General features: G+C 34.8%; 10 protein-coding genes and 1 tRNA gene. 6 read left to right on the top strand and 5 right to left on the bottom strand.

The features are described from left to right. Window positions 1–33: 33 nt before the first annotated feature. On the bottom strand, window positions 34–1,560 hold the full coding sequence (locus ACFX5F_RS07440) for a hypothetical protein (protein ID WP_379851387.1): 1,527 nt from the start codon (window positions 1,558–1,560) through the stop codon (window positions 34–36). A gap of 138 nt (window positions 1,561–1,698) precedes the next feature. Between ACFX5F_RS07440 and ACFX5F_RS07435 the strand changes: the two genes are divergently transcribed. From ACFX5F_RS07435 to ACFX5F_RS07415, 5 genes are all read left to right on the top strand, one after another. Then, window positions 1,699–2,127, top strand: a complete 429-nt coding sequence (locus ACFX5F_RS07435) for a PaaI family thioesterase (RefSeq protein ID WP_379851385.1) — start codon at window positions 1,699–1,701, stop codon at window positions 2,125–2,127. Window positions 2,128–2,173: 46 nt separating this feature from the next. Beyond that, window positions 2,174–3,262 carry an isochorismate synthase gene (locus ACFX5F_RS07430; protein WP_379851383.1) on the top strand — a complete coding sequence of 363 codons (1,089 nt, stop codon included), beginning with the start codon at window positions 2,174–2,176 and terminating at the stop codon, window positions 3,260–3,262. A gap of 102 nt (window positions 3,263–3,364) precedes the next feature. After that, window positions 3,365–4,081, top strand: a complete 717-nt coding sequence (bshB1, locus tag ACFX5F_RS07425) for a bacillithiol biosynthesis deacetylase BshB1 (RefSeq protein WP_379851381.1) — start codon at window positions 3,365–3,367, stop codon at window positions 4,079–4,081. Window positions 4,082–4,155: 74 nt separating this feature from the next. Further along, window positions 4,156–4,231 (top strand) — tRNA-His (locus ACFX5F_RS07420). Window positions 4,232–4,643: 412 nt separating this feature from the next. After that, on the top strand, window positions 4,644–5,840 hold the full coding sequence (locus ACFX5F_RS07415; protein ID WP_379851378.1) for a PAS domain-containing sensor histidine kinase: 1,197 nt from the start codon (window positions 4,644–4,646) through the stop codon (window positions 5,838–5,840). Window positions 5,841–6,092: 252 nt separating this feature from the next. Here ACFX5F_RS07415 and ACFX5F_RS07410 read toward each other — a convergent pair whose 3' ends face one another. The 4 genes from ACFX5F_RS07410 to ACFX5F_RS07395 form a co-directional block, all read right to left on the bottom strand. Continuing rightward, window positions 6,093–7,106, bottom strand: a complete 1,014-nt coding sequence (locus tag ACFX5F_RS07410; RefSeq protein WP_379851376.1) for a M28 family peptidase — start codon at window positions 7,104–7,106, stop codon at window positions 6,093–6,095. 375 nt (window positions 7,107–7,481) lie between these two features. Beyond that, a complete protein-coding gene (locus ACFX5F_RS07405) occupies window positions 7,482–8,252 on the bottom strand; it encodes a dienelactone hydrolase family protein (RefSeq protein WP_379851374.1) in 771 nt (256 codons plus the stop codon). 111 nt (window positions 8,253–8,363) lie between these two features. Next, entirely contained in the window at window positions 8,364–10,565 is a 2,202-nt protein-coding gene (locus ACFX5F_RS07400; protein WP_379851372.1) for a penicillin acylase family protein, read from the bottom strand. A 17-nt stretch (window positions 10,566–10,582) separates the two neighbouring features. Continuing rightward, window positions 10,583–11,038: an Lrp/AsnC family transcriptional regulator gene (locus tag ACFX5F_RS07395; protein WP_073208256.1), complete on the bottom strand. Its 456-nt coding sequence runs from the start codon at window positions 11,036–11,038 to the stop codon at window positions 10,583–10,585. A 228-nt stretch (window positions 11,039–11,266) separates the two neighbouring features. Here ACFX5F_RS07395 and rocD point away from each other — a divergent pair, with 228 nt between their 5' ends. Continuing rightward, window positions 11,267–12,550 (top strand): ornithine--oxo-acid transaminase, encoded by a 1,284-nt coding sequence (gene rocD, locus ACFX5F_RS07390; RefSeq protein WP_379851370.1) that lies wholly within the window; start codon window positions 11,267–11,269, stop codon window positions 12,548–12,550. Window positions 12,551–12,556: the final 6 nt, after the last annotated feature.

The following is a 12,556-nucleotide window of genomic DNA, read 5'->3' as shown; positions in this document are numbered from 1 at the left end:
GAATTTTGAACAATGAAGTAGTTTCTAAAGATTTTATTTTGGAAATGGTTTGTTTTGATACGCTCCTAAATCTGGTGGTAAAGTCCTGGTATTTCCCAAAATATCTAACGGAATCAGATACGCCGAATTTCCTTTTGCGAAAGCGGCAGAAATATTGTCAATATTGAATTTATTTAATGAGACTTTAAAGAATTTTGGGTCTTTGTTCAAAATTATTGCGTTGTAATGAGCCGTGTCAGTTCCAAATTGATAATCGGGATTCGTGGTAAATGAATTGGAAACATTATCAAATTTCAGCAGACAATTGTTGAATTGGTATTGGAAAGCAGCACCCGTTTTTTTCTTTAATATCATTTCAGTGGCATAAGAACCGTAAATAATACAATTGTTGAAGGTTGCTGCGGTTAAATCTTTGACTTCCGGAACGGCACCCGAAATATTGTTACTCAGAAAAACGGCCACTTGCTCAGAACTATTCCAATTGTTATTGAAGGTACAATGGGTGAATTTATAATTTCCCCCATAAGAACAAGCCAAACTCGCCTGGCCGGCATTATTGATCACCAGATTTTCTCCGCTGATTTTTGCAGTCTGAGCCAAAATCCCATAATTAGCACAATTGTAAATTTGGGTGTTTTTTATATTTACGGTCGTTCCATCATTGTTTTGTATCAATAATCCGATGGTGGCATTTTTGATGGTAAGATGATTCAAATTGCTGTTGGTGCTGCCATTGGTCAGCCAGATTGTTCCCCATTGTCCCGGAACATCAGAATAATCAGGTTCTAAACGGTCTCCTTCAAAAATGACTTCTTTCTCTAGTTTATCGGTGGTAGAAACGGCGCCATTCACATTTATCGAAGCAGTATTAGATACAATAAGACCAGAATTTGCGTGAAAATGAACTCTGGATCCTGCATCAAAAGTTACTGTTTTACCCGAAGGAACTGCGGCATAACCATAGATAACGTAAGGTTTTGTGTTTTTAAAATGGAGTTCGTTTCCGTTTACAGCGTCATTTTCATCCAAAAAGAAACCCTCAATTTTTTCGTCACCAATAGGAAGTGTTTCGGTAGTTCCATCAGCAAAACGTTTTGGATAAAGAAAAATGGCATCTTGAATTAAGGTCACCAATTCTATCTTTTGAAGGTTTTCGCCACTATCAAACTGAATTTGGTCAGTATAAAGAAAATCCGTTGGATTAGCATCTGCAATATTGGCTGTGGTTTCTATGAAAATATACAAACTATCCTTGGCCAATAAATCTACATTGCTGAATATTTTACCGTTGTTTCCTTGCATTCCGTCAACCGTCATTCTATATTTTGAATTCAATCCTTTCGCTAATTGTATGGTGGGAATGGTGATGTCATTTTTACTTTTATTGTATACTTTTAATCGGTAGGTACTGGAACCAATTTTAGTGAAAACAGTATCTAAATAAATAGTGTCTTTAGAAAAAGTCAAATCACCGGTGCTAGCAGTTGTCTCAAAATCACTTCGACAGGAGCAAACTGAAATCAATATTCCAATAAATAACAATAAAGTAATAGGACGCATTGTGATAGATTTTTTGTAAAAATAGGAAAAAACTCATTTGAATAGCTATGAATTTTGATTTTGAGATTAGATTATCAATTGTTTTGCTGTTTTCTAAATTATCTTTTAATTAAATTTACATTTTAAAAAGATAAAGGGATGATATTAGATAAAGTTAAAATGCTGGAATACTGCAATGAATTTTCAAAGAATACCTTGATGGAAACCTTAAATATTGAATATATTGATGCAGGAGAAGGTTTTTTAGTAGCCAAAATGCCTGTCAACCCATCTGTTCATCAGCCTATGGGATTGTTGCATGGCGGCGCCTCGGTAGCTTTAGCAGAAAGTGTGGGCAGTGCGGCTTCCCATTTTTTTATTAATGATAAAGAACAAGAAGTACGTGGAATTGAAATTTCAGCGAACCATTTAAAAAGTATTCGCGAAGGGGTCGTTTACGGAACGGCCCGAATTATTCATAAAGGAAGGACGCTACATCTTTGGGAAATTAAAGTGACAGATGAAGCCGGAAATTTGATTTCATTGTGTAAATTGACTAATATGGTTTTGACCAAAGAAAAAAAATAAAATGTGAAGACCGTTTTTTATTCAAATCCATTTTAAAATTTAATCTATGATAGATTTTTATATAAAAGTAAAACAGCAACAAGCTCAGAATTTACCTTTTGTCTTATACAGAAAACCCAATGATATCAAATTAGCGGGTTTTTTTCAGAATAACGACCATTTATATTTTACCGAAAATTTTGAAGAGAGCGGATTCGTTTTTGCGCCTTTTGAAGGCAGCCAAATGATCCTTATCCCTAAAAAGGAATCTGTAAAATGGGAAGCTCTAATTACATCTTCAGCAGACAGTACTTTTTCTGATTTCAAAGAATCAGAAGACAGGCAAGCCAAAGAGCATTTTGAAAAACTTGTTCAAAAAGGAATTGATGCTATTGCAAATGGAATTCTAAGAAAAGTGGTTTTGTCAAGGAAAGAAATCGTTGATTTGTCCGATTTTGATTTAGTCTCCATATTTGAAAAATTAACTCAAAGTTATCCAAGTGCTTTTTGCTATTGCTGGTTTCATCCAAAAATTGGATTGTGGATGGGTGCTACGCCGGAAAGATTGCTTAAGGCCACTAATAAGAAGTTTAGTACGATGGCACTTGCCGGAACACAAAAACTTGAAGGTTCGGCTGAAGTAGTCTGGGAGAAAAAAGAAATGGAGGAACAGCAATTTGTTACTGATTTCATTATAAATAATCTAAAAGAGCTGTCTTCAGAAGTGTCGGTTTCCAGTCCTTATACCATTCAAGCGGGGACTTTGGCTCATATCAAAACGGATATTGAGGGTGTAATAAAGGAAAATTCTAGCTTGAAGCAAATAGTTTCCGTTTTGCACCCAACACCTGCCGTATGTGGCTTACCTAAAGACGTTGCCAAAGCCTTTATTTTAGAAAATGAAGGTTATGAGAGAGAATATTATACTGGGTTTTTAGGTGAGTTAAACAAGGAAGGATTTAACAAAGAGGAATTAAAAACGGATTTATACGTTAACTTGCGGTGCATGCAAATTAAGATGGGTGCGGAACTCGCCATGACACAAGCGCATTTGTATATGGGTTGCGGTATTACAGTTGATAGTATTCCTGAAAAAGAGTGGAGGGAAAGCGTAAATAAATCGGCGACGATGAAGAAAATTTTAGATTTGGAGTAGTAATTCGCAAAATGATTTCTGTTTCTGGTGCCGTAAAATAAACAGTTATCGATTGCGAATGCTTTGAAACATTAAACAAAAAAAACTTTAAACGAATTTTTGATGAAATTAGATATATTAGCTTTTGGTGCGCATCCGGATGATGTAGAATTAGGCTGTGGCGGAACCATTTTAAAAGAAATTTCCTTAGGTAAAACAGTTGGAATAGTTGATTTAACCCGTGGCGAATTAGGAACGCGCGGCTCAGCTGAAATTAGGGATCAGGAAGCAAATGCTGCAGCAAAAATTCTTGGGGTTTTAGTACGCGAGAATTTAGAAATGCGAGATGGTTTTTTTGTAAATGACGAAAAAAATCAGCTAGAAGTAATAAAGATGATTCGCAAGTATCGACCAGAGATTGTATTGTGTAATGCAATTGACGATCGTCATATTGATCATGCAAAGGGAAGTAAATTAGTTTCGGATGCTTGTTTTTTATCAGGATTGAGAAAAGTAGAAACGAGTGTTGATGGAGAAAGCCAAGAGGCCTGGAGACCTAAATTAGTTTATCAGTACATTCAGTGGAAAAACTTGGTACCGGATTTTGTGGTTGACATTACAGGTTTTACGGATAAGAAAATTGAATCTATTACAGCGTATCGTTCGCAATTTTATGATGCCAATTCTAAAGAACCGGAATCACCAATCACCAGTAAAAACTTCTTTGAAAGCCTTAATTACCGTTCTCAGGATTTAGGAAGGCTCGTGGGAGTAGATCATGCAGAAGGTTTTACTGTTGAAAGATATTTGGCAGTCAATAGCTTAGGAGATTTGATATAATTTTCATGTAATTTTTTAAAAAAATTATTTGCAGAAGTAAACTTATGTTGTATATTTGCCACCGCTAAGCAAATGGTGGTTGTAGCTCAGTTGGTTAGAGCATCGGTTTGTGGTACCGAGGGTCGCGGGTTCGAGCCCCGTCTCCCACCCAGAAAGCAAAAGCTTCGAAGAAATTCGAGGCTTTTTTTGTGGAATAAACTTTAGTGAAATTATTGCGTCTATTTATTGGCTTGAATATTGTAATAAGGCCCGGTATAAATCGCGTGGGCAATGAATTCGTTTAGAATTTTGATCATGAGATAAATGAGGGCAATATTTTTGTAGAAAAGGTAAATTCTGAAAACTATTGTCTTTAGAGGCAATACAATAGGCAATAGGAAGGATGTATTTTTGAAATTGATTTTAGGAATAGTACATATAACAGTTAGATTCTTACGATAGGGCTAATAAAGTTCGTTTTTAAGTTTTCATATTTCCTTTTGCCTATCTTTGCCCTCATTGATGTCTGATTTTCAAATACTATTTTGTATTCAAAATTTTTAAATATCATTATAACTAACAAATGAAAAACGAGCAAATCAGTTCTAAAATTCTCAAAAGTAATTATATTCCAACTTCGGAATTTTATAGTCAAATCATTGATAGCTTGCAGGATTACTCCATTTTTACCATTGATAATGATTTTGTAATTAATAGTTGGAGCTCTGGGGCGGCAAAAATCTTTGGTTATAAAACAGATGAAATTATAGGAAAACATTTTGATATCATTTTTACAGAAGAAGACCAACAAAATGCTATACCAAAAAATGAAATTATAACAGCATTAAAGGAGGGAAGAGCAACAGATAATAGATGGCACCTTTGTAAAGATAAAAGTGTGTTTTATGCTTATGGATTAGTTTTCCCATTAACTGGAATCGATGGTGAAATGTTAGGATACGTTAAAATCTTACGCGACTTAACAGAAAGGAAGAAATCAGAAGATGCTATAAAAAATTATGTTAAAGAATTAGAAGATCTAAATACGCATAAAGAAAGTGTTCTTGCTATTCTTTCGCATGATTTGAGAAGTCCGCTGTCAAGTATAATTGCAACGACGGGCTATTTGAAAGCAAATTTTGAACGACTAGACCCAAGTGTCGTTAATGAAATGCTTGAACTCATCCATAAAGCATCGATCGACGAGTTAAATATGTTAGACTACCTAGTCGAGTGGGCAAGAATAAAATATGCAGCGGAAGTATTTTCTCCAAGAAAAATTGAATTGGTACAATATGTGAAAAAGGTATTTGACACTTTAAACGATACGGCTTCTTTAAATGCAATAAATCTTCATCACGAAATTGAGGAGAATACTAAAGTTTTTGCCGATGGAAAAATGTTGCTTTCGATTATTCAAAATATAGTTTCAAATGCAATAAAGCATTCATTACCCGGAGGTAAAATTACGGTTACTGCTAAAACGCAAGATGATAAAATAATAGTCCGAATCAAAGACTCGGGTATTGGCATGTCTAAAGAAATTCAAGAAAAACTTTTTAAGCCACAAATGAATATCCTCTCCAAAGCTAGATTAGAAAATAAAGGCGCGGGGATTGGATTATTATTAGTGAAAGGCTTTTTAGAAAAAAATGGTGGTGAAATATGGGTAGAAAGTATACCTGGGGAAGGTTCTTCTTTTTATTTTACGTTGCCAATGGAGAAACCATTACATAAAATAGACAGTGGTGATGAAATTATGTTTGATGAGAATGCTTAAGTAATTTTCATACAATATATTAGAGAAAAAGTTCAGTAGATGGGCTTTTTTTTGTGTTCTAAATCTAAATAAAAAAAGAGTTTTGAAATTCCTTCAAAGCTCTTTTTTATGGTTTGCACAAGGGATAGCAGTGTAAATCCTTTTATTACCCTTTCAGGGTTCAAGACCCTGAAAGGGTAATAAAAGATTGCAACGTATAGCCCGACGACGCTGTAACGCTAGTGGAAGCGGGGATGTGCCCCAATTATAAATTTATTTTTTATCTACTACCGGACGATTTTCTCTGTTTGCTAATTCCCAAGCGGTTACGAAAGCAAATTTCGCTCTTTTGGCCAATGCGTCATATTCAATTTTATTTGGTTCATCCGTTTTTTGATGGTAATCGGCATGGACACCATTGAAAAAGAAAACAGCTGGAATGCCATTTTTGGCAAAATTATAATGATCAGAACGCTCATAAAAATGATTCGGATCTTTTGGATCATTGTATTTATAGTCTAAATCTAATTTAGTGTACTTCGCGTTTGCAATAGTACAAATAGTATTCAAATCAGTTGATAAACGGTCTGCACCAATTACATATACATAATTATTCGTGTTTACATGTGCCTCGTCACGACGACCAATCATATCAATATTAATGTCGGTTATCGTGTTTGCTATTGGGAACAAAGGGTTTTCTGAATAATAGCGAGAACCGTGTAAACCATGCTCCTCTCCAGTCACATGAAGAAAAAGAATAGAACGTTTAGGACCGTGACCGTCTATCTTTGCTTTTTCGAATGCTTGTGCGATTTCCAGTAAAGCGACAGTTCCGGAACCGTCGTCATCAGCACCATTGTACACTTCGCCATCTTTGATCCCAACATGATCGTAATGTGCTGAAATAACCAGAACTTCATTAGGTTTCTCGGATCCTTCAATGTAGGCCCAGATATTCTCTGAGTCAGGCAAATTTTCGTTGCGTTTTGCGTTTAGGAAAGCGGCAGGGATTCTTTGGTAATAATCAGTGGCTCCTTTAGGAAAGGAAACGTTGTTTTTCTTGTATTGATTGATTAGGTAAACACCTGCTCTTTTTTGTCCTGCAGAACCCGTTTCGCGTCCTTCCATAGAATCAGCAGCAACAATATACAAATGCGTTTTTAATTCATCTGCTGTAATTGTGTTCATGTACTTTGTAGGATCAACATAATTAAGACTGATTTTTTGACTAATGCAACTTGTGTTTAAAATTATAAGTAAACTGAATGCGGTTATTTTTCTCATGCTTTTTAATGTAAATTGATAAATGTGTAAAAGACAAAAAGTGTAAATATAATAATGATTAGAATGAAGTTAATAAAAAATAATAAACTGTTGTTCAGGACTGAAATAAATCATGTTTCTATAAAGCGTTTTCATAATGGGTTAAATCCTTAAAAAAATGAATATAAAGGTGATGGAATGTTTTTCTGGTATCCGTGTTTTCCTTACCGCAATTAAGACGGAGTCTGTTTTCTACAACGTATCAACAATTTAGACAGGTTTTATCTTTTCTGATTATACTTTTTGACATAAAAAAACAGTGTAAATTCTATATTTTTGTTAAATTTCATTATAAAACTAACAAAAAAACCGAACTTATACCGTTTTTTTTTAAAATTATTTTAAAACTTCCTTCAAGAAAGAATCCATTCGTTCCCAAGAACGTTTGGCTGCTTTTTCGTTATAAGCCGCTCCTTTTGAATTATCGTTTCCAGCTTCAGGATCTGTAAAGGCATGTACTGAATTAGCGTAATAGATCATTTCCCAATCTGCTTTTGTATCTCTCATTTCTTGTTGAAAAGCGGCTACTTCTGCAGCTGGCACATAAGTGTCATCAGCACCATGTAAAACCAATATTTTTGCAGTGATTGGATTATTAACTCTAGCAGCATCACGTCCTAAACCACCGTGAAAAGAAACTGCTCCTTGAATTTTCATTCCTGCTCTTGCTGCTTCAAGAACACCAGTTCCTCCAAAACAGTAGCCTATCACTACAATGTTATCTGGATTTGCGCCTGCTTTTACTAGCTGATCAAGAGCAAGTTGAATGCGTCTTTGATAATCAGTCACATTGTTTTTGTAGAAACCGGCTTGCTTTCCTGCTTCCTGCGTGCTTGTTGGGTAGTTTCCCTCGCCATAAATGTCTGCTACAAATGCATAATATCCCATTTTTGACAATTGTTCTGCTGATTGTTTTGAGTGCGTATCTATTCCTTTCCAAGCGGGAAGAATTAAGATTCCAGGTTTAGTTTTGCTTGCTTTTTTTGGAGCAATTGACAATCCATTTAATTTTTGATTTCCATCTGTGTATTTTACTGTTTTCAATTGTGCAAATACACCATTGGAAAACAATACGAATCCTAAAAGGGCAAAGAAAATATTTTTCATATCGGTTGTTTTATTTTTACAAATGTCTCAATTAATGGGTGTTAAAATTAAGATTTTTATTTTTTTATCTTATGACTGTATTTTTAATTCTTATAATGAAAAGTAGAGAGATTATTCGCCGGGATGATAGGTTTTTTCAGCATTTTTTTGAACATCGTCTTTATAAAACAAGACGTCTTTGAATTGTCCTTTTCGGTACATTTCAGCTTGGTCATAGAAATGTTTCGATTTTGGATCGCTACTGTTTCCACCTGCTAATAAAGACTTTGCTTTTATTTTTGGACCAAATTCTACTGCACATACAAAACTGTTGCCGTTAAATCCGTAGCGCTTTTTACTGCCTTTTTGATAATTGCTCTTGTAAGCAGGTAAACTCCCCCAGAGTGCTGGTCCATAACCTATTGGTATACTTTCTAATGCATCATTATAAACGAGATTGATATCACCCGATAATCGCTGGAAACGATTAATTTCTCCCCAAGGAATTTGCCAGGTGCCAAATTTTGTTTTTAATTCATTCACCACTATTTGTAGTTGAGGAATCAATTGATTGGGAGAAGCATTTTTTGCAAAATTCTGAGTATTTTGGACTTGATCTAATTCACCTTCTTTAACATATACCTTTTGAATAATAGGATCTAATTTATAGGCCCATTCAATAGCTAAAGTTGTAGCTGTTGAATTTTCTTTGGCATAATAATCCCAATCCTTTAATAGTGCGATGGGTTCTATTAATTCCTTGTAAAGCATATTATCTTTGAGTGTGTTTTTTTCAAAACTGGCCACTAAGGCTGGAATTAGAAATTCAAAAGCAGTTAGTTTTGTATCGTAACCGTCGGCAATTACTTTGTCTAGCGTATAATTGCTGCCTTTACTCAATAACCGAACGGCATTTAATCCTCTAAAACTTTCACCATCGGGCGCCATATAAGGTCTATAATTTTCTTTTTTCGGACTGTTAATCCCAGCCACAGTAAAAGGGGTAGAATTGCAATTTTGCAGCCAGCCGTTTGTAGGATTGTATAAATGAACCGTTTCTGAAACAGGATGTAATCCTTTCCATTGTGTGGCGGATGTTGCGCCGTCCATCACTTTTGACCAATTCAGATTTTTGTCTCTAATGGGAATGAAGTTTCCGTGCCAGTACGCTATGTTTCCTTTATTATCAGCGTAAACGGTGTTATTTGAAGTATTGGCTTTTAAGTCCATTGCTTTTTTATAGTCGTCAAATCCTTTCGATTTTGTTCTCACCCAACTTTGCACTAAGCTGTTCATGGAGCGATTGTTTGATTTCAAACTAATCCATTTCCCATCTCTTTTTGCCATTATTGGACCGTTATTGGTAGAGTATGTTTTAAAAATTTTGGGAATCAGTTTTCCGTTTTCAAGATAATTGATGGTTATTTTTTTTTCGATAACGGGTACTAATTTTTTATCGTATTCGTAAAATAATTTGCCGTTTTTGGTTACGATTTTCTCGGCATAGATATCGGCTACATCGACATTTGAAGACGTGTGCATCCAGCCACAATTTTCATTAAAACCCTGATATATAAAAAATTGTCCCCAAGTTACTGCGCCGTATGCATTTAATCCTTCTTCGCTGCTCACTTGTATTTCAGGTCGGAAATAAAAGGTAGTGTGTGGGTTGATATACAAAATGGCATTTCCTGAAGCAGTTTTAGAAGGAGCGATTGCAAACCCGTTCGAACCTGTTTGTACGTCTTTTTCTCTTTCGATATAAGCTACTTTATCCGTGTTTCCAGAATAAAAAGCTTTCAATTCTCCTGTCGAAAGATCGGCAGTACTTATGGCTCCGATGCTGCCATCTGTCCACAGTAAAGGATACCAAGGTTCAAAATGGGTCAATAATGCAGGTTTCACTTCGGGGTGATTGTTTAAGTAAAAATTTATTCCGTCAGCATAACTATTCAATAATTTTTTTAGCCAAGGCGTAGCTTTTTTATAATCCGCTTTCGCTTCCTCCGTGTCAATCAAAAGTTTAATTTCTAAATCATTGTATAAAACCGATTGCCCTTTAATTTCGGAAAGTCTCCCCAGTTTTTCGATATAATTCATTTCTACTCGTTTGAAATCGTCTTCACATTGTGCGTAAAGCATTCCAAAAACAGCATCAGCATCAGTTTTTCCATATACATGAGCAATTCCCCAATTGTCTCTGATAATTGTTACTTGTTGAGCTAATTCTTGGAGTCTTTTAATTTCCTTAGTAGAAATGTTTTGCGAAAACATTGGAGAACTAAAACAAAAAACTAAAATTACCTGCAGTAAATGGATTTTGAAATTCTTCATTTTGATTTAATTTTAAGTTAGAGACTTACATTTCGCTTGAATGCACAACCCAACTCTATGATAGAATCTGTTTTTGATATTCCGGGGATATTGTCTATTTTTTCATAAAGTATCTTTCTCATGTGCTCATGGTCTTGGGCTACTATTTTTATGTAAAGCGTAAACGAACCGGTAACATAATAACATTCGGTTATTTCAGGAATATTTTTTAATTCGGCAATAATTCGATTCGAATCTTGGTCTTTGTTTAATGTGATGCCGGTGAAAGAGGCCCAATCGAAACCAATCTTTTTCTCATTAATAATTGGTTTTATCCCAATAATTATTCCTTGGTCAATTAATCTGTTAATCCGCTGGTGAACCATTGTATTGGATATTTTTAAAGCAGTGGCAATTGCTGAATATGCCATTCTGCCATCTTTTTCAAGTTCTTTAATAATATTGATGTCGAATTCATCTAATAATACATCCATGGGTTTTTCTATTAAATTAAAAAGTAATTTTTAATAAGTATAAAAGTAATTATTATTTTTCATCTAACACTAAAAACAGTAAATACTTTGTGTAAAATGACTTATTTTCGTACAAATAAAAGAAATATTAATTTTTTTACGTCAAAATCAAGTCAAAATCATTGTATTTTATTGTGAAATAAAAAATATTAGTTATTTTTGTTTCAAAGTTTTTAAAAATAGTAAGTTATGGAACACATTGATCAAACACTTTCTTCAAAGTCAAACGAGTTGATAGAAAAAGAAAATAAATACGGTGCGCACAATTACCATCCTTTGCCGGTAGTTTTGGAAAGAGGAGAAGGAGTGTATGTTTGGGATATTGACGGAAAAAAATATTTTGATTTCCTGTCCGCTTATTCTGCGGTAAATCAAGGACATTGTCATCCGAAAATTGTTGGTGCTATGGTGAAACAAGCGCAAACCTTGACTTTGACTTCACGCGCTTTTTACAACGATCAATTGGGTCCTTATGAAGAATTCATGACGAAATATTTTAATTTCGATAAGGTTTTACCAATGAATACGGGAGCTGAAGCGGTAGAGACTGCTTTGAAAATATGTAGAAAATGGGCGTATGAAGTAAAAGGAATTCCTGAAAATCAAGCACAAATAATCGTTTGTGAGAATAATTTTCATGGAAGAACCACTACAATCATTTCGTTTTCAAATGATGAAAATGCACGTAAAAGCTTTGGTCCTTTTACAGAAGGATTTATAAAAATACCATATGATGATATTGAGGCATTGGAAAATGTTTTAAAATCAACAAAAAATATTGCAGGTTTCTTAGTGGAACCAATTCAGGGAGAAGCCGGCGTTTATGTTCCTGCAGAAGGTTATTTGGCAAAAGCCAAAGCACTTTGTGAAGAGCACAATGCTTTATTCATTGCTGACGAAGTTCAAACAGGGATTGCACGTACTGGAAGATTATTGGCTACTTGCGGAAACTGTTCTTGTACAAAAAGTTGTGAAAACAAACCAGAAGTTAAACCAGATATTCTTATTTTAGGTAAAGCCATTTCAGGTGGTGTTTATCCCGTTTCGGCTGTATTAGCTAATGATTCAATTATGAATGTAATCAAACCGGGACAACACGGTTCAACTTTTGGTGGAAATCCAGTTGCGGCTGCCGTTGCAATTGCAGCTCTTGAAGTGGTTAGAGATGAAAATCTGGCTGAAAATGCTGCTTACTTAGGAGAAGTTTTAAGAACGGGACTTAACGAAATTGCTGCAAGAAATCCTTTAATCACATTGGTTCGCGGTAAAGGATTATTAAATGCTATCGTTATTAACAGCGATGAGGAATCCGATTTAGCTTGGGATATTTGTATGAAATTTAGAGATTATGGTTTATTGGCAAAACCAACACACGGAAATAAAATACGATTTGCTCCGCCATTGGTTATTACTGAGGCTCAAATTCACGAATGTCTGGCGATTATTGAGAAAGCATTAAATGATTTCAAATAATGGTTA

This window comes from Flavobacterium zhoui (assembly GCF_042787235.1).
Classification (GTDB): Bacteria; Bacteroidota; Bacteroidia; order Flavobacteriales; family Flavobacteriaceae; genus Flavobacterium; species Flavobacterium zhoui.
This window is presented reverse-complemented; position numbering and strand designations above follow the sequence as displayed.

Coding starts and splice junctions, on each gene's coding strand:
- ACFX5F_RS07440 (WP_379851387.1), bottom strand. CDS start 1,560: ATGCGTCCTATTACTTTATTGTTATTTATTGGAATATTGATTTCAGTT.
- ACFX5F_RS07435 (WP_379851385.1), top strand. CDS start 1,699: ATGATATTAGATAAAGTTAAAATGCTGGAATACTGCAATGAATTTTCA.
- ACFX5F_RS07430 (WP_379851383.1), top strand. CDS start 2,174: ATGATAGATTTTTATATAAAAGTAAAACAGCAACAAGCTCAGAATTTA.
- bshB1 (WP_379851381.1), top strand. CDS start 3,365: ATGAAATTAGATATATTAGCTTTTGGTGCGCATCCGGATGATGTAGAA.
- ACFX5F_RS07415 (WP_379851378.1), top strand. CDS start 4,644: ATGAAAAACGAGCAAATCAGTTCTAAAATTCTCAAAAGTAATTATATT.
- ACFX5F_RS07410 (WP_379851376.1), bottom strand. CDS start 7,106: ATGAGAAAAATAACCGCATTCAGTTTACTTATAATTTTAAACACAAGT.
- ACFX5F_RS07405 (WP_379851374.1), bottom strand. CDS start 8,252: ATGAAAAATATTTTCTTTGCCCTTTTAGGATTCGTATTGTTTTCCAAT.
- ACFX5F_RS07400 (WP_379851372.1), bottom strand. CDS start 10,565: ATGAAGAATTTCAAAATCCATTTACTGCAGGTAATTTTAGTTTTTTGT.
- ACFX5F_RS07395 (WP_073208256.1), bottom strand. CDS start 11,038: ATGGATGTATTATTAGATGAATTCGACATCAATATTATTAAAGAACTT.
- rocD (WP_379851370.1), top strand. CDS start 11,267: ATGGAACACATTGATCAAACACTTTCTTCAAAGTCAAACGAGTTGATA.